This window comes from Streptomyces sp. NPDC005485, from assembly GCF_040606085.1.
In the GTDB taxonomy this organism is placed as follows: Bacteria; Actinomycetota; Actinomycetes; order Streptomycetales; family Streptomycetaceae; genus Streptomyces.
Genome location: NZ_JBEXDZ010000201.1, coordinates 1 through 15664 on the forward strand (window position 1 = coordinate 1; position 15664 = coordinate 15664).

The following is a 15664-nucleotide window of genomic DNA, read 5'->3' on the forward strand; positions in this document are numbered from 1 at the left end:
TTCGGTTACGGTTTCTTATTTGCTTTTATTCATAGTCTTTTTTTCGGTTAGGGCTTTTTGGGTTGTTTGGTGTTGTTCGTCGGGGTGGTGTCGTGGGCCGGCCCGTCCACGGGGAGGGTGCACGGGCCGCGAGGTCGTCAGCCGGACAGGAGCAGGTTGTTGATGCCCTACTTGATGCGGTCGAGGAAGCCGAGCACCCGATGGTTGACCTGCTTTGCGGCCTGTTCGTCGTAGGACGGCAGGCTGCTGTCGGTGAACAGGTGGCTGTCGCCGGGGTAGAGGAACAGCTCGGCATCCGTCGCCGTCTCGACGAGCGAGCGGGCGGCGTCCACATCGCCCTCCCCGGCGAAGAAGGGATCTGTGTCCATGCCGTGGATCTGGACCGGGACGTCCTGGGGCCAGGCGCCGCCGAACTCCGAGACCGGGACGCATGCCTCGAGCAGCAGTGCGCCCTTTGCGCCGGGGCGGGTCTGGGCCAGCTTCTGTGCTGGCAGGACGCCGAGCGAGAAGCCGACATAGACGAGCGCCGCAGGCAGCCCCTCGGCGGCGGCGGTTCCGCGCGCGGTGATCGTGTCGAACCCGGCGTTCTCGGCGTAGCCGGCGCCCTCCTCGAGGCTATCGAATACCTGCCCCTCGTATAGGTCTGGGGCGTGGACGGTGTGTCCGGCCCGTCGCAACTGCTCGGCGAACTCGCGAACGCCAGCGGTCAGCCCGTGTCCATGGTGGAAGACCAGCACCTCAGCCATGTCGCTCCCCTCGTGATGCGGCGCCCGGGCGGCGCCGCGGCACGAGTATGGCCCGCAGTACTGACATCCAAGGGCCTTAGCTGGACAGGATCAGGTCGCTGTTCCCGGATCGGCGATGCGGGCCTCGAGGTCGGCGACGCGGCGGTCCTGGAAGCGGAGGTTGGAGCGGGCGGCCTTGAGCCGCTCGTCGAGCGTTCGGTTGTCGGCCGTAAGCTGACGGACCCGCTGCTTGAGTGTGGTGTTGTCGGTGGTAATCCGCTGGATGGCTTCCTCTGTCCACTCGGCCTGCAAGTCCCGGATCTGGCCGAGGAGTTCACCAGCGCGGGCCCGCTGGGCGATGATCTCGCCGTGAGCCGCTTTGAGGGCGTCCTCGGCGTTCAGGGCGCGTTCGCGCCAGGTCGCCTCGCGCTCATCGTCCTGGTCGGCGAGCAACTGAGTCCGGCGGTCTCCGGCCTCGGCCATCGCGGTGGCGATGGCGACTCTGGCCTCGGGATTGTCGTAGAGGAAGGTGCGCGAGACGTCCGCGCGACGTGCAACGGCGGCGACGCTGACCTGGGCCTTCTCACGCCGAAGTCTGGCGATGGCTTCGCGGACCCGTTGGAGGGCGGTCTCGGTCTTGTGGCGGCGGGCGGCCAGGGCAGCGGCTGTGCGGGGTTCTGGAACGGCAGCGGTCTTCATGCGATGTCCTGCTCGGGGTCGTTGTCGGTTGTGCACGTATCGCTGTACTCGCTCTGCTTGTCGTCGCCCGCGTCGGCGAGGTCGGCGGCGCGGAAGGCCGTGGACCACACACGGTGGAAGTAGTCCTGGGGTTTGCGCAGGTCCAGGGCGAGGGCGTCCTCGAGGAGGCCGAGGCCGGCCAGGGCCTTCTGCAGGCCGTCGATGGCGCGGGCGGTGGGCTCGAAGTAGCGGTGCAGGTAGTCGGCGGTCGCGTCGTCGGGGGCGCCCTCGGCCAGCAGCCGCCACTGCTCGCGCTTGCGCAGCCAGTAGAGGAGGTCGGCGCCGGACAGGACGAACTTGTCGCAGTTGTGGCAGTCGAGGTTCCAGGGGCAGGCGCCGCCGTCGACGACGGGCTGGAAGGTGCAGAAGCCGCCCTCGGCGGGTGTGCTGCGGCGGGCGAGGTCGATGGCAAGGGCCTGGGCCTGCTCGCGGGTCAGCGGGATGGTCGGCCCGGTGAGGACTTCACCGGGGCTGGGGCTGCCAGGGCCGGAGACCCAGACGTGCTGGAGGACGTCCTCCAGATCGGACTGAGTCAAGTGGATGTAGTGCTCGGCCATCCGCTCGGAGACGTGACCGAGGTAGCGGCGGACGTGCGTCAGGCTTGCCCCGGCCCGCAGCAGGCTGGTCGCCAGACTGTGGCGAGCCTGATGAGGAACCCAGCGGCCGATGTCGAGATCGTCGATCCAGAGCTTGAAGCCCTTGTGGAACCACTTGTAGCTCAGTGGCCGATGGCCGTCGCGGTTGCGGATATTGGTGGGGAACAGCGCCATCTGGGCGCGATCCTCGGCAGTGGGTGCCCGGTTGTTCCGGGCCTCGAACAGGGCCAGGGTCTTGCGTTGGCGGGCCTCAAGGAGCTGGTGGACTCGCTCGGGAATGCGCAGGGCCTGGTCGTAGTTGCCGACTTTCGTCTGGTCGTGCCAGAGCATGGGGAGTCCGCCGTAGCGGCCGAGGCAGTCCAAGCGGAGCTGGAGGACTTCTCCGCAGCGGCGGCCGGTGACGATGATCGTCTCCCAGGCATCCCGCAGACCGCGGTCGAACGGGTCGTAGGTCTCGGAGAGCCCGCGCAGGTTGGTCTCGTCGGCGAGCGCGCGGGCGACGCCGTCGGCGAAGGGCGATCGCGAACGGCGGACTGTCCGTCCTGGGGCAGGCATGGCAGCGATGAACGCCCGGTCCAGGCCGAGGCGTTCGGCCTCTCCCGACTCCAGGGCCCCGCGCAGGAGGCGCCGGGTGCGGTGGAAGACGCGGTGGCGGGTGTTGTCGGTCACGATCGACTGCTTGCCCGGGCGCCCTCTGGCCGCGAGCGAGACGAGGCCGTCCCGCTCGCGTTGCCGCTGGTCGGCGACGAACTGGTGCATATGGTCTGCCGTCAAGTCTCGCGGGTCGTGGCCGCCGGACGGCGCGTGGAGTTCCAGGAAGGTACTCAGCTCCAGACCGGCTCGGCGCATGTCGTCGAAAGTGCTTCCGCTGCGCGGGCAGCTGGGAGAGCGCAGGATGGCGACGAGGTGGTCCCAGATGAGGTCGCGGAGCCATCGCTGGGAGACGCCGGTGAGGTCCATGTGGACCGAGCGGCCGGTGAGCTTGCGCCCGAAGTGTTCGGTGAGGATGTATCCGAGCTCGCGCGTCTCGGTCGGCGTCACGTAGAGGGGCTGCAGCCAGTCGGCCACGGCCCGGACGATGTGGACCGCCTCGCGGCTGACCGCCTTCTGTAGCAGCCGTTCCTCCTCGGGGCCCGCGTCCGTCAGCGACCGCAGACCGTGCTCGCGGGCGAAGTTCGCCAAGCCCTGCCAGGTGACCAGTTCCCAGCGGCCGTGGGCCTTCTGGGTGTAGGTGAACATGCCCCACTTGATCTCGGCCCGCAGCAGCGGATGCAGCCCTCTGAGATTGACCTGCGCGGGCCGGAGCACAGCCCCGGCGCTCGCGCACCAGCGCCGGAAGGCGAGCTCGTTCTCGTAGCTGACCGGTGTGACCATTCCCCGGCGCCCGAAGCGGGTGCCCCACTGCGACGGAAGCGTCGCTCCTCCCGGCCTGCCTTGCCTTCGGTAGCGGCGCTCGTGACGGAAACACAGCGCGAGCGGGGAGTCTGCGAGTTCCGGGCAGACCTGGACCTGGCACTCGCCGAAGCCAGGATGTGATTGCTGATCGACGAGCCAGGCGTCGAAGTCGAGGTCACCGCCGCGGCGGCCGCGCTGGTTGTACCAACGAAACTCGTGGTATCGGCAGAGCGCCAGTGTGTGGTGACGAGCGGGCCGCCCGGGGCAGATCTGACAGGACCGTTGCTCGATCCACTCCCCGGGGCCGACGGGCGGCGCGGTGCGGAGGAACTCGGCTCGTTCTCCGCCCAGGTCGCGGTGTTCGCGCCAGAGCATCTCGTGAGAAGAGCACAGGTCACCATGTCCCATGGTGGACCGCTCGCAGTCGGCGCAGAGGCAATTCCACCGGTAGACAGCATGGTTCGGGGGGATCTTGACGACATCGGGTCGGAACAGCGGGTCGAACGACGGGGTGCTGATCAGCGCGGTGAGGATTTCCAGCCGGTCCCGGCCAGCGCGGGGGTCCTGCTGCGGCAGCAGGGCTGTCGTCATGGTCACTTCGGCTCACCCCAGACCGTGCGCAGGGCGGCGTCGAAGGTGGGGTCGTGGACGTCGACATGTCCGTAGACCTCGTCGACCGTGGCTGTCGAGGCCCAGCCACCGGCATCTCGGGCGATCAGCAGGTTGCCGTCGGCGGCATCCAGAACCGCGGAGGTGAATGTGTGCCGGAAGGCATGGGGTTTCACTAGCCCCAGGCCAGCGCGTTTCCCGGCCCGGCCGAGCATCCGGCGGGCGCCGACCGGGGCCCAGGGCTGTCCGGTGCCGGCGCCGTGGAGCTGGACCAGGAGCATGCCGTGTCCGGCGCCGCGGGGGTACTCGGTCGTCATGTACTCGAAGTAGGCGTGCACCATCGCCGGACTGACCCGCTTGATCAACCCACCCGTCACCGTGCCGTGTTCGACCTGCCAGGAGTGCTTGGTCTTGGCCTCGGCCCGGTTCGGGTTTCCCGGACGGTGGCAGACGTGCAGGTGAGGGCTGCGGCACTCGTTGCAGGCCGCGTTCTCGCGCAGATGCAGGTCGACCAGATGCAGCCCGCAGAGCTCACCGACCCGAAGGCCGCCGTCGGCGAGCCAGGTCACCACCATCCGGTCCCGGGCCGAGTTCACCCTCTCCAGCAGCCTGTCCCTCGACCCGTCCGGGAGCATCTTCGGGTGCCGGCGATGTGGGCCCTTCGGCGCGAGAGGGTTCGCGGGCATCGCAGATTTCACATGTCCGAGGAACGAACGGCGACGGTCCACCCGCGATGGCAGCCGGGTGCCATCCAGCTTCTCACCGAGGTCGACGTTGACGCCGAGAGAGGCTTGGTGCAGGTAGAAGCCCTTCAGGCAGGAAGCCGCGATCGACAGCGCGGACCGGCCGTAAGGGCGCTTTCCCACCCGCCACGGCTCCCCGAGCGGCATGTGGACCTCGGCGCCGACGATGCCCATGTACCGTTCCAGGTCGCGCAGTTGGACTGCGTCAAAGGCCAGGCATTCACGCTCCAGCCACCGCAGATGATCCACCAGGTAGTACGCGTACGTCTTCTGGGTGCCGGTGCCGTCATGGACGCGCAGGAACCGGTCGGCCTCCGTATGGAGGGCGCCCTCGGGCCAGACGATCGTCCACGATCGCCGTCCGTCCTTCCGCTCGATCCGCTGGACCCTCAAGTCCCCGACCACGATGTGCCGTACCACTTGTCCTCCGTACCGACTCCGGAACATGGCAGACGTTCCGGTCCCGGTCGGTAAACGAGCCCATGACGTCCATGTCACAGGCCCAGGCGGACATCACGGGCAGCACAACTCGCGGTCGGTAAAGATCTGAGTGATCCACTCGCGGATGATCGCTTCGAGTTCATCGATGAAGAAGAAGACCTCGTCCTCGACCTTCTCACCGCGGCTGTGGACGTCCGAGCCCTTGTAGCCGGGCAGGGCGGCCAGCAGTCCCTGGTTGAGGGTGCGGAACCAGCGCTCGACCGGCTTGTCGGTCGGCGTCTTTGGACGGGCTGGCTGCAGCGAGATGTCCAGCTTCGCGCAGACGCTCTGGATGTGGTTCGACAGGTAGACCTTGCCGTGGTCGAAGATGATCGTCTCGGCCGCGACCGTGGGCAGAAGGGGCTGCCCGTCCCGGTCGACCAGCTTGTCCGCGTCGATCACTACGGTGGACGGCACCCCGCAATACGGCAGCACCTCGTCCCCGTCCGGTGCATCGCGTGGACGGACCGTCTCGAACAGCACACCCGCCACGTCGGTCGACTTCGTGGACACCGGAGTCAGCCGCAGCCCGGTAATGCACCGGCTGTAGAGATCCATCGCGACGGTGAGTTCGCACCGCACCCACCGGCAGGTCACTGGCTCCATCGCGAACACGTCCAGACAGTTGGTGTCCAGCACCACGTACTCACCCGGCCGCGTCGCCCGCAGCCTGCCGTAGGTCCCTTTCGGGGCATCCGCAATCGACCGCTTCCCCTTCGTGCTGCCCTCGAAGGCGTTCGTGCCCTTGGTCAGCGCCCGCAGCAGTTCGTAACCCGTCGTGCGGGCCGGGACCGGAACGGTCTCTTTCCCGTACTCCTTGGTCAGACGCTCCTCGATCTCGGCCAGGATCAGATTCCGCACCGGCCTTGAGGACTTCTCGTGCCCTTTGAGCACTGACCGGGCCATCTCCAGCCAGCGATCGTCGGCCCGGTCCAGCACACTTGGCGCCGGGCGCCCACGAACCAGCCCGGCCGGGCCCGAGCGCTTGACCTGCCGTACCCAGTTCCGGATCGTGCTTTCGGCGACCCCGAGCTCCGCCGCCTTGGCCACGTATCGGTGCATCCAGGGCGTGCCGGGCGCGTAGTCGGGCCGTGGCTCCCCTGGAAGGGCCAGTTTCTCGCTGCCGAACTGGTAACCGGTCCGGACTTCTTGAACATGACGGAACTTCCGCGTCAGGTCGTCATCGCCGCCGTCGTCGAGACCGCCCAGGATCGCTGCGGCTGCTGGCTCCTCCTGCGGCGCCGGGACCAGGATCTCGGTGGTGGGATGTGCCAGCAGCACGGAGATATCGAGCTGACGCCACCTCGGCATGCCGACGACCGCAGCCGTCGGCCGGAGAAGAATCCGGCGGCCTTCGATCTCGGCGACGGTGAACTGCTCGCCGTCGAAGCTGATCGGGAGTCCTGGTTGCAGAGGCGTCGTCCACCTGGTCACGCGCGCCTCCGCAACACCGACTCACCGGACAACGGCCGGGACAGATCCGTCGCCAGCCGCCCAGACCACAACAGTGTCATCAGCGCCGGTCTTGCCTGTTCAGCGGGTCGGTCCCCGGCCAACCGGCGTTCTGCCAGGGCCAGTTCCTCACCGTCCACGACCTGCTGCCACGCCCGCTCCACCGCGTCCTCGGGCACCACGCCGGGGCGCCGGTAACCGGCCAGGAACCGAATGTTCTCCAGCAGCACACGATCGGCTCCGGACCAGACCTCGTAGCCCCAGCCGTGCTGCCGAAACAGCTCACCCGGCCACTCCAGAGCTTCCGCGATCTTCGCATCCAACAGACTGTCCGCCGGTTTGACGTTGACCACCCGCACCGTCCCCGAGCGCATGACCAGCAGAAAGTCCGGCACATGGTGCCGCACTCGGCCACCAACCCGAGCCGCCAACCGGCATGGCTGAGCGAAGATCCCCTGTACCTCAGGATCAAAGTCCGCCAGTAGCAGCCGGGCCAGCTCCAGACGGCTCTCATAGACCACGTGCCCGCCCGCCGTCGCGGACGCATACTTCCCCGAGTAGTGGGCCATCCCGTGTACCGACCGGACATCCCGCCACGGCTTCGACTCCGAGAAGTCCGCCAACCGCAGCTGCCGCACCGGCACTTCACGCACCGAAACGTCCTCGTACCGGATCGACGCCGTTGGAACCTTGCGGGTACGTCGGGCGCCGCCCGCGCTCCGTACTGACATGCTGAGGACGCTACGGAGGACGGCCGACGCGCACTCAGGGAAGATCAGAAGAACCCGGACAAGGACCGCTACTGAACGTAGTCGTTGTCAACGCGATCGTGGATTTGCTAATCCACTGCTAACCAACTGCCTTCGCTGCTAACGAAGTCGCGGATCCTACATGTGCTTCACAGGCGCGCCCCCTTCAGCGCCATGTGCAGCAGCAGCCGGTCCTCGCCGTCGTCCAGGTCGAGTCCGGTGAGCTGCTCGACCCGCGACAGACGGTAGTACAGCGTCTGGCGGTGGATGCCCAACTCCGCTGCCGTGCGCCCCGCCTGGCCCGCGCAGTCGAGGAACACCTCGGCGGTGCGCGCGAGTTCGCGGTGGGCGGGGGAGAGCAGGGTGCGCACGGCGGGGTCCTGGGCGGCCTCCGGAGGCAGCGCCGTGAGGAGGCGGAACGGGCCGATCGACGCCCACTCCGCGACCGGTCCGAGGCGTGGCTCGGCCAGTACGGCCCGAGCGGCGGCCGAGGCCTCCTGCCAGGCGGAGCCCAGCTCGGCGAGCCCGCTGCGGGCGATGGCGACCCCGGCTGCGGCCGGAGCGCTGCCGCTTCCGGCACGCTCCAGCAGCCGGGCCGCCGCCGTCAGCGCGGGCGTCAGGACGTCCGCCGCGCGCAGCCGGACGAGCAGGGCGAGGCTCTGGCCCGCGGGCCCCCACGGCACCGTGCACAGTGCCGTCGCGCCCGGCACCGTACGGACGGAAGGGGCGTCGTCCGGGTCGGCGGACGGCCATGGGGCGACGCACACCACCGTGTGCAGGCCGTCGCCGCGGGCGCCGAGCGCCGTGCGCAGTTCCGCGACCGCCATGTCCCGCTGCCAGCCGCGCTCGGCGGTGAGCACCGCCCGCAGCTCGCGGGTCAGGTCCGCGCCCGCCTGCACCTCGTCCGCGAGCAGATCGCCGATCCGTGAGGCGACCTCCATGGCCGCCGTGAGCTGCTCGTCGGAGGGGCCGGGGTCGTCGTCGAGCAGCCACACATAGCCGAGGACGACCCCCCGGTGGCGTACCGGCAGGCAGATCCTTCCCCGGTAGACGCCCGCCTCCGGAGTGGGCGGGATGCGGACCGGGCCGGTGGCACGGGCGATGCCGAAGCCCTCGAACCAGGTGCGGACCGCCGAAGTCGAGCGGCGGGTGAGGATCGAGCGGGTGCGGACGGGGTCGAGGGAGGCCTCGTCGAAGTCCCGGTCGCTGTCGTACGCGCCGAAGGCGATCAGCTCGAAATCACGGTTCTCCAGCGTCGCGGGAGCGCCCAGCAGGGTCGAGATCTCGTCGACCAGCTCCTGGTAGTCGCCCCGGCCACCGCTTCGGCCCGCCTGGAAATCACCCGTCACTCGGGCATTCTCCCGCATTTTCAGTAGTCCCTCATACAGATGTCTGAGATCCAGGGCACGGATGCGTGACAGCTGTCGATGGCCGACGATCGGAGGGATCCTTAGGTTTCACGGTGGTTCTCCGTGCCGTTGCCGGGCGCTGCCTTCAAGGTGATACCGCCCGGTTCGCGGCCCGTCCGTTCTTTCCGTGGAGGTGCCCCGTGCTGGGTCCCGTGATTCTCGCCGCGTCGCGCAGCGACAAAATGCGCCGCTTCGTGTCGGCGGCCCCCGGCACCAAGCAGGTGGTCGCCCGCTTCATCGCGGGCGAGACCGTCGACCAGGTCGTCCCGATCGTCCAGGACGCCGTCGACAAGGGCCTCGAAGTCACCCTCGACGTCGTCGGCGAGGACATCACCACGCGCGAGCAGGCTTACGCCGCCCGGGACGCGTACCTGGAGCTGATCGAGCACCTCAAGGCGCTGGGCCTCGGCACCAGGGCCGAGATGTCCATCAAGCTGTCCATGTTCGGCCAGGCGCTGGACGGCGGCCACGAGCTGGCCCTCGCCAACGTCCGCCCGGTCGTCGAGGCCGCCGCCGCCATCGGCACCACCGTCACGCTGGACGCCGAGGACCACACCACCCTCGACTCGATGTTCGCCATCCACGAGGAACTGCGGAAGGACTTCCCGCAGACGGGCTGCGTCATCCAGGCCTACCTGTTCCGCACCGAGGCCGACGCCCGCCGCCTCGCCGCCGCCGGCAGCCGCGTACGCCTCGTGAAGGGCGCCTACAAAGAGCCCGCCGAGGTCGCCTACCAGGTCAAGGGCGAGATCGACAAGGCGTACGTCCGGGTCCTGCGCATCCTCATGGAGGGCGACGGGTACCCGATGATCGGCTCCCACGACCCCCGCCTGATCTCCGTCGGCCAGGAACTCGCCCGGCGCGCCGGCCGCAAGCTCGACGAGTACGAGTTCCAGATGCTGTACGGCATCCGCAGCGAGGAGCACCTGCGACTCGCCGCCGAGGGCCACCGGATGCGCGTGTACACGGCGTACGGCACGGACTGGTACGGCTACTTCATGCGGCGCCTCGCCGAGAAGCCCGCCAACCTCCTCTTCTTCGCACGCTCGATCCTCACCAAGGGCTGAGCCCGAACCACCGCTCACTCGTATAAGGAGTCACGGAAGACATGGACGCCGTAACCCAGGTCCCCACCCCCGTCAACGAGCCGGTGCACGGCTACGCCCCCGGCTCCCCGGAGCGCGCCCGTCTGGAGGCCAAGCTCAAGGAGCTGGCCGAGAACCCGCTCGAACTGTCGATGACCATCGGCGGCGAGAAGCGGCTCGGCGGCGGTGAGCGCTTCGACGTCGTGCAGCCGCACAACCACAAGGCCGTCATCGGCACCGGCGCGAACGCCACGCAGCAGGACGCCCAGGACGCGGTCGACGCCGCCCTCGCCGCCGCCCCGGCCTGGCGCGCGATGTCCTTCGACGACCGCGCCGCGATCATCCTGCGCGCCGCCGAACTGCTCTCCGGCCCCTGGCGCGAGACCCTCGCCGCCTCCACCATGCTCGGTCAGTCGAAGACCGCCCAGCAGGCGGAGATCGACTGTCCCTGCGAGCTGGTCGACTTCTGGCGCTTCAACGTCAAGTACGCCCGCGACCTGCTCGCCGAGCAGCCCCCGGCGAACTCCCCGGGCGTGTGGAACCGTCTGGACCACCGCCCGCTGGAGGGCTTCGTCTACGCGATCACGCCGTTCAACTTCACGGCGATCGCGGGCAACCTGCCCACCGCTCCCGCGCTCATGGGCAACGTGGTGGTGTGGAAGCCGTCCCCGACGCAGACCCACGCCGCCGTACTGCTGATGCGGCTCCTGGAGGAGGCGGGCCTGCCCAAGGGCGTCATCAACCTCGTCACCGGCGACGGCATCGAGGTCTCCAAGGTGGCCCTGGAGCACCGCGACCTCGCGGGCATCCACTTCACCGGCTCGACCAAGACCTTCCAGTACCTGTGGAAGACGGTCGGCAACAACATCGAGAAGTACCGCTCCTACCCGCGCCTGGTCGGCGAGACCGGCGGCAAGGACTTCCTGGTCGCCCACCCGTCGGCGGACCGCGCGGTCCTCAAGACGGCGCTCACCCGGGGTGCCTTCGAGTACCAGGGCCAGAAGTGCTCGGCCACCTCCCGCGCGTACGTCCCGGCGTCCATCTGGAACTCCGGTTTCAAGGAGGAGTTCGCGGCCGAGGTCGACTACCTGACCATGGGTGACGTCACCGACCTGTCGAACTTCGTCGGCGCGGTCATCGACGAGCGCGCGTTCGCCAAGAACAAGGCGGCCATCGACCGCGCCAAGCAGGACCCGACCTGCACGATCGTCGCGGGCGGCTCGTACGACGACTCGGTCGGCTACTTCGTGCGCCCGACCGTCGTCGAGTGCTCGGACCCGGAGAACGAGGTCTTCACGACCGAGTACTTCGGCCCGTTCCTCGCCGTGCACGTCTACGAGGACGACCAGTACGACGAGATGCTGACCCAGATGGAGTCGGTGTCGGACTACGCCCTGACCGGCTCGGTCGTCTCGGGCGACCGCGCCGCGGCCGCGTACACGATGGAGAAGCTCCGCTACGCCGCGGGCAACTTCTACATCAACGACAAGTCGACCGGCGCCGTCGTCGGCCAGCAGCCCTTCGGCGGCGGCCGCTCCTCCGGCACCAACGACAAGGCGGGCGCCCCGCAGAACCTGATGCGCTGGACGCTGACCCGCGCCATCAAGGAGACCCTGGTCGCCCCGACCGACTACGGGTACCCGCACATGGGCTGACGATCCGTCATGTGATCGTCGCGTGATCCGTCACGTGTGAGAGGGGCCGGGCTGACTGCCCGGCCCCTCGTCTCTTTCCGGGTGCTTTCCCGTGCGGGCAGACTGTCCACCATGACGGAGACGGTGATCACCGACGACGGTGTACGGCTGTGGGCCTCGCATTCGGGGGAGGGTGAGCCCCTGGTCCTGTGTCACGGCGGGCCCGGGCTGTGGGACATGTTCGAGGACGTGACCGCCATGCTGGAGGACCGGGCCACGGTCATCCGCTGGGACCAGCGCGGGTGCGGGCGGTCGGAGCGGTGCGCCGGGCCGTGGACCACCGAGCGGTTCGTGGCCGATCTGGACGCCGTACGACGGCACTTCGGGCTCGAACGGATGGTGCTGCTCGGCCACTCCTGGGGCGCGCAGCTTGCGCTGAGCTACACGCTGGCCCATCCGGACCGGGTCGACGGGCTCGTGTACGTCGGCGGTACAGGCATCGACCCGTGGTCCTCCTGGCGCGGACCCTTCGGGGAGAACTTCCTCGCCCGCCTCGGTGAGATGCCCGAACGGCTCGCGCGCTGGCGGGAGTTGCCGGACGGGGGCCGGGAGTGGGCGGTGCTCCAGTGGTCGGCCGACTTCGAGGACCGGGAGCGGGCGCTGGAGCATGCCGGACGGCTGGCCGAGCCCTGGTTCGAGATCAACTTCGAGTGCAGCAAGGCCCTGGGCGCCCAGACGAAACAGACCTTGGGCACCCCCGAGTTGTACGACTCCTGCCAGGCCCTGACCGTGCCCGTGCTGATTGTCGACGGTGAGCGGGACCCCCGGCCGCGCTGGTCGGTGGACTCGCTGGAGCGGGCCCTGCCGTGGGTGCGGAGGGTGGTCCTTGCGGGCGCCGGGCACCTGCCGTGGGTCGAGGATCCGAGGGGCTTCCGGGAGGCGCTCAAATCGTGGGCAGTTTCCGGTCGAGAAAGTCCCGCATGAGTCCGGCGATCTGGTCCGAGTGCGTCTCCAGGGCGAAGTGTCCCGTGGGCAGGAGATGGACCTCGGCCTCCGGCAGGTCCCGTTGGAAGGCGAGCGCGCCCGCCGGGACGAAGATCTGGTCGTGCGCGCCCCAGACGGCGAGGACCGGGACCCGGCTGGTGCGGAAGTACTCCTGGAAGGCCGGGTAGAGGGCGAAGTTGGAGCCGTAGTCGGAGATCAGGTCGAGCTGGATCTCGGGCTGGCCGGGGCGGGCCATCAGCGCGGCGTCGTGGTCGTAGGCGTCGGGGCTGACCAGGTCCTGCTGATCCTCCGGAACCCCGTGCAGGTACTGCCACTTGATGCCGTCGAGGGTGCTGATCTCACGCACCGGTGCCTCGGTCTCCGCTGTGCGTGCGGCGATCAGGGCCAGCACGGGCGCCCAGGCTTCGGCGCCGAGGCCCTCCTCGTAGGCGTTGCCGTTCTGGGTGACGATCGCGGTCACCCGCTCGGGGTGCGCCAGCGCGAGACGCAGGCCGATGGGGGCGCCGTAGTCCTGGATGTAGAGCGCGTACTTCTTCAGGCCCAGCTGCTCGGTGAACTCCCCGGTGATCTCGGCCAGTTCGGCGAAGGAGTACGGGAACTCGGTGGCCGCCGGCGCCGCCGAGCGGCCGAAGCCGAGGTGGTCCGGGGCGATCAGGTGGTAGCTGTCGGCGAGGAGAGGAATCAGGTCGCGGAACATGTGCGAGCTGGTCGGGAAGCCGTGCAGGAGGAGCAGGGCAGGGGCGTCGGCGGGGCCCGCCTCGCGGTAGTGGATCTCGTGGCCGCGGACGGTGGTGCTGCGGTGGTGGACCTGGTGGGTGACCATGAGCGCTCCCCTAACCTGTCATAGCTGATTTGGTGGTTAGTGCGGTGATGGGGACAGTTCACCATTGAAGGGCGTAACCAGTCAAGTAGCTATGAAGGGTTAGGGAAGAGAGATCGGCTCTACGGCCCGGGCAGCGGAATACTGACCCGATGACCCCTCGACCCGGCGCCACCCGACCCAGCAACGCCGAACCCCGCACCGCCCACACCGCAGACCTCTCCCGCGCCGAACTCGACGCCGTCCGCGCCCTCTTGGACGAGGCCTTCGAAGGGGGCTTCAGTGACGAGGACTGGGACCACAGCCTCGGCGGTCTGCACGTCCTGATGTGCGACGGGCGGGGGATCGCCGCCCACGGGGCCGTGATCCAGCGTCGGGTCCTCTACCGCGGGCGCTGGCTGCGCGTCGGTTACGTGGAGGCCGTCGCCGTACGGGCGGACGTCCGGCGTACCGGACTCGGCGGGCAGGTGATGGCCGAGCTGGAACGGATCGTCGACGCGGGGTACGGGCTCGGCGCGCTCTCCGCGAGCGACGAGGGCGCCGCCCTGTACGAGGCGCGCGGCTGGCGGGTCTGGCCGGGGCGGATCGGCGCCCTCGGCCCGCAGGGCGTCGTGCGGCTGGCCGAGGAGGAGGGCAGCACGTTCGTGCGCTCCGCGACGGCCGGCCCGCTCGATCCGGCGTACGAGCTGGTCTTCGACTGGCGTGACGGCGACGTGCTCTGAGGCTTCAGGCGCACCCGACGGTCACCTCTCCGCACCCCTGACGATGATCTTGCCGGTGTTCCCGCCGCGCAGCATCAGCAGGAACGCGTCCACGATCCGGTCGAAGCCCTCCACGATCGTCTCGTCGAGTGCGAGCCGGCCACTCAGCAGATGCGGTACGGCGAACTCGTACAACTCCTCCTGCACATCACGGTGGTTGCTCACGAGGAAGCCCTCGATACGCAGGCTCTTCTCGACCACGTCGGCGTGGTTGAAGAGGGCGAGCGGCGCGTCGGGAGTGTTGTACTGGCCGACCGTGCCGATCCGCACCACCCGGCCGCGCTCGCGCAGCGCACCGATCGCCGCGCCGAGATGCTCGCCGCCGACGTTGTCCACGAAGAGGTCGATGCCGTCGGGGGCCGCCTTGGCCAGGAGGTCGGCGACGGGCCCGGCGTGGTAGTCGAACGCCTCGTCGTAGCCGACGTGTTGCTTCAGATACGCCACCTTGTCCGCGGTCCCGGCACTGCCCACCATCCGTCCGGCGCCCATGAGCCTGGCCATCCGCCCGGTCGCCGTACCGACGCCGCCCGCGGCCGCCGACACGAACAGGTCGTCCCCCTCGCGGAGTTGGGCAATCCGGGTCAGGCCGACGTAGGCCGTCAGGCCGGTGCCGCCGAGGACGCTCAGATACGCGGAGAGGGGGACGCCGTCGTGGTGCGGGAGCCGTCTGGTCTCCTCGGGTCGGACGACGGCGTGGGTGCGCCAGCCGTGGCGGTGGAAGACGATCTCCCCTTCGGGCAGCGCCGGATCCCGGGACTCGACGACACGACCGAGTGCCCGGCCCTCCAGCGGGGCGTTGAGCGCGAAGTCGCCGTCCATCATCTCGCGGTGGTACGGGTCGACGGACCAGTACAGGTTCTCGACGAGCGCGGTGCCGGGGGCCGGTTCGGGCACGGGTGACTCGGCGAAGCGGAAGTCGTCCGGGGTGGGGAAGCCGGTCGGGCGGGCGGTCTGCTGGACGGTGAGCGCGATGTCGTTCATGGAAGGTGACCGTAGGCAGGAATGCGGGACCCGGGCAGTGGGTTGCGCTCATGGAACGCCGTCGTCCATGAGCCGCTCTCATAGCGGCAGGTGGCAGGCGCGCGGCAGCCCCGACGGGGCCCGAGCACTCACCCCGCAGGAGTCCCGATGCCCATGCCCGACCTCGCCCCGCAGGAACTGCGCACCCTCGTGGCCGTCGCCGACGAGGGCGGCTTCTCGGCGGCCGCCGTCCCGCTCGGCACGACGCAGTCCGCGGTCTCGCACGCGGTGCGCGGCATCGAACGCAAGCTCGGCGTGGTGCTCTTCGAGCGTGGCCGGTACGGGGCGCGTCCCACCGCGGCGGGCGCCCGCGCCGCGGCGCACGCCCGGCGGGTGCTGCGGATGCTGGACACGCTGGCCGCGGCCGGGACGGGCGCAGGTGCGAGTACTCGTCAAGGTTCGGCCGCGCAGTGGTCACAAGCGGGTTCGGCGTGGGGGCGCAG

The 15664-nt window shown here is 69.3% G+C and carries 14 protein-coding genes; 5 read left to right on the top strand and 9 right to left on the bottom strand.

Annotation, left to right across the window (positions count from 1 at the left end; translation table 11 throughout):
* Window positions 1–167: 167 nt before the first annotated feature.
* The 7 genes from ABZS97_RS39365 to ABZS97_RS39395 all read right to left on the bottom strand — a co-directional run bounded on the left by ABZS97_RS39365 (window position 168) and on the right by ABZS97_RS39395 (window position 8854).
* Window positions 168–746 carry a dienelactone hydrolase family protein gene (locus ABZS97_RS39365; RefSeq protein WP_356146713.1) on the bottom strand — a complete coding sequence of 193 codons (579 nt, stop codon included), beginning with the start codon at window positions 744–746 and terminating at the stop codon, window positions 168–170.
* A 90-nt stretch (window positions 747–836) separates the two neighbouring features.
* Window positions 837–1424, bottom strand: a complete 588-nt coding sequence (locus tag ABZS97_RS39370; RefSeq protein WP_356146719.1) for a DUF6262 family protein — start codon at window positions 1422–1424, stop codon at window positions 837–839.
* Window positions 1421–4045: a site-specific integrase gene (locus tag ABZS97_RS39375; protein WP_356146784.1), complete on the bottom strand. Its 2625-nt coding sequence runs from the start codon at window positions 4043–4045 to the stop codon at window positions 1421–1423. Before ABZS97_RS39375 ends, ABZS97_RS39370 begins: the two co-directional genes overlap by 4 nt.
* Window positions 4046–4047: 2 nt before the next feature.
* A complete protein-coding gene (locus ABZS97_RS39380; protein WP_356146722.1) occupies window positions 4048–5226 on the bottom strand; it encodes a tyrosine-type recombinase/integrase in 1179 nt (392 codons plus the stop codon).
* A 93-nt stretch (window positions 5227–5319) separates the two neighbouring features.
* The gene (locus ABZS97_RS39385) at window positions 5320–6720 is read right to left on the bottom strand and encodes a hypothetical protein (protein ID WP_356146725.1); all 1401 of its coding nucleotides are present in this window, start codon (window positions 6718–6720) and stop codon (window positions 5320–5322) included.
* Window positions 6717–7469 (bottom strand): TnsA-like heteromeric transposase endonuclease subunit, encoded by a 753-nt coding sequence (locus tag ABZS97_RS39390; RefSeq protein WP_356146732.1) that lies wholly within the window; start codon window positions 7467–7469, stop codon window positions 6717–6719. The genes ABZS97_RS39385 and ABZS97_RS39390 overlap by 4 nt, the downstream gene beginning before the upstream one ends.
* 167 nt (window positions 7470–7636) lie before the next feature.
* Window positions 7637–8854: a helix-turn-helix domain-containing protein gene (locus tag ABZS97_RS39395; RefSeq protein ID WP_356146740.1), complete on the bottom strand. Its 1218-nt coding sequence runs from the start codon at window positions 8852–8854 to the stop codon at window positions 7637–7639.
* Between the two features lie 182 nt (window positions 8855–9036).
* Between ABZS97_RS39395 and ABZS97_RS39400 the strand changes: the two genes are divergently transcribed.
* From ABZS97_RS39400 to ABZS97_RS39410, 3 genes are all read left to right on the top strand, one after another.
* Window positions 9037–9963: a proline dehydrogenase family protein gene (locus ABZS97_RS39400; RefSeq protein WP_356146744.1), complete on the top strand. Its 927-nt coding sequence runs from the start codon at window positions 9037–9039 to the stop codon at window positions 9961–9963.
* Between the two features lie 41 nt (window positions 9964–10004).
* Complete coding sequence (pruA, locus tag ABZS97_RS39405) at window positions 10005–11636, top strand: L-glutamate gamma-semialdehyde dehydrogenase (RefSeq protein WP_356146751.1); 1632 nt, start codon at window positions 10005–10007, stop codon at window positions 11634–11636.
* 111 nt (window positions 11637–11747) lie between these two features.
* A complete protein-coding gene (locus ABZS97_RS39410; protein WP_356146759.1) occupies window positions 11748–12599 on the top strand; it encodes an alpha/beta hydrolase in 852 nt (283 codons plus the stop codon).
* On the opposite strand, the gene ABZS97_RS39415 is transcribed toward ABZS97_RS39410, so the two are convergent.
* Window positions 12559–13443: an alpha/beta hydrolase gene (locus tag ABZS97_RS39415; protein WP_356146762.1), complete on the bottom strand. Its 885-nt coding sequence runs from the start codon at window positions 13441–13443 to the stop codon at window positions 12559–12561. The genes ABZS97_RS39410 and ABZS97_RS39415 overlap by 41 nt on opposite strands.
* A gap of 149 nt (window positions 13444–13592) precedes the next feature.
* On the opposite strand from ABZS97_RS39415, the gene ABZS97_RS39420 reads away from it, so the two are divergent.
* Complete coding sequence (locus ABZS97_RS39420; RefSeq protein WP_356146768.1) at window positions 13593–14162, top strand: GNAT family N-acetyltransferase; 570 nt, start codon at window positions 13593–13595, stop codon at window positions 14160–14162.
* A 21-nt stretch (window positions 14163–14183) separates the two neighbouring features.
* Here ABZS97_RS39420 and ABZS97_RS39425 read toward each other — a convergent pair whose 3' ends face one another.
* A complete protein-coding gene (locus ABZS97_RS39425; protein ID WP_356146773.1) occupies window positions 14184–15182 on the bottom strand; it encodes an NADP-dependent oxidoreductase in 999 nt (332 codons plus the stop codon).
* 147 nt (window positions 15183–15329) lie between these two features.
* Here ABZS97_RS39425 and ABZS97_RS39430 point away from each other — a divergent pair.
* Window positions 15330–15664: LysR family transcriptional regulator (locus tag ABZS97_RS39430; RefSeq protein ID WP_356146779.1), on the top strand; the 335-nt coding region annotated here is incomplete at its 3' end.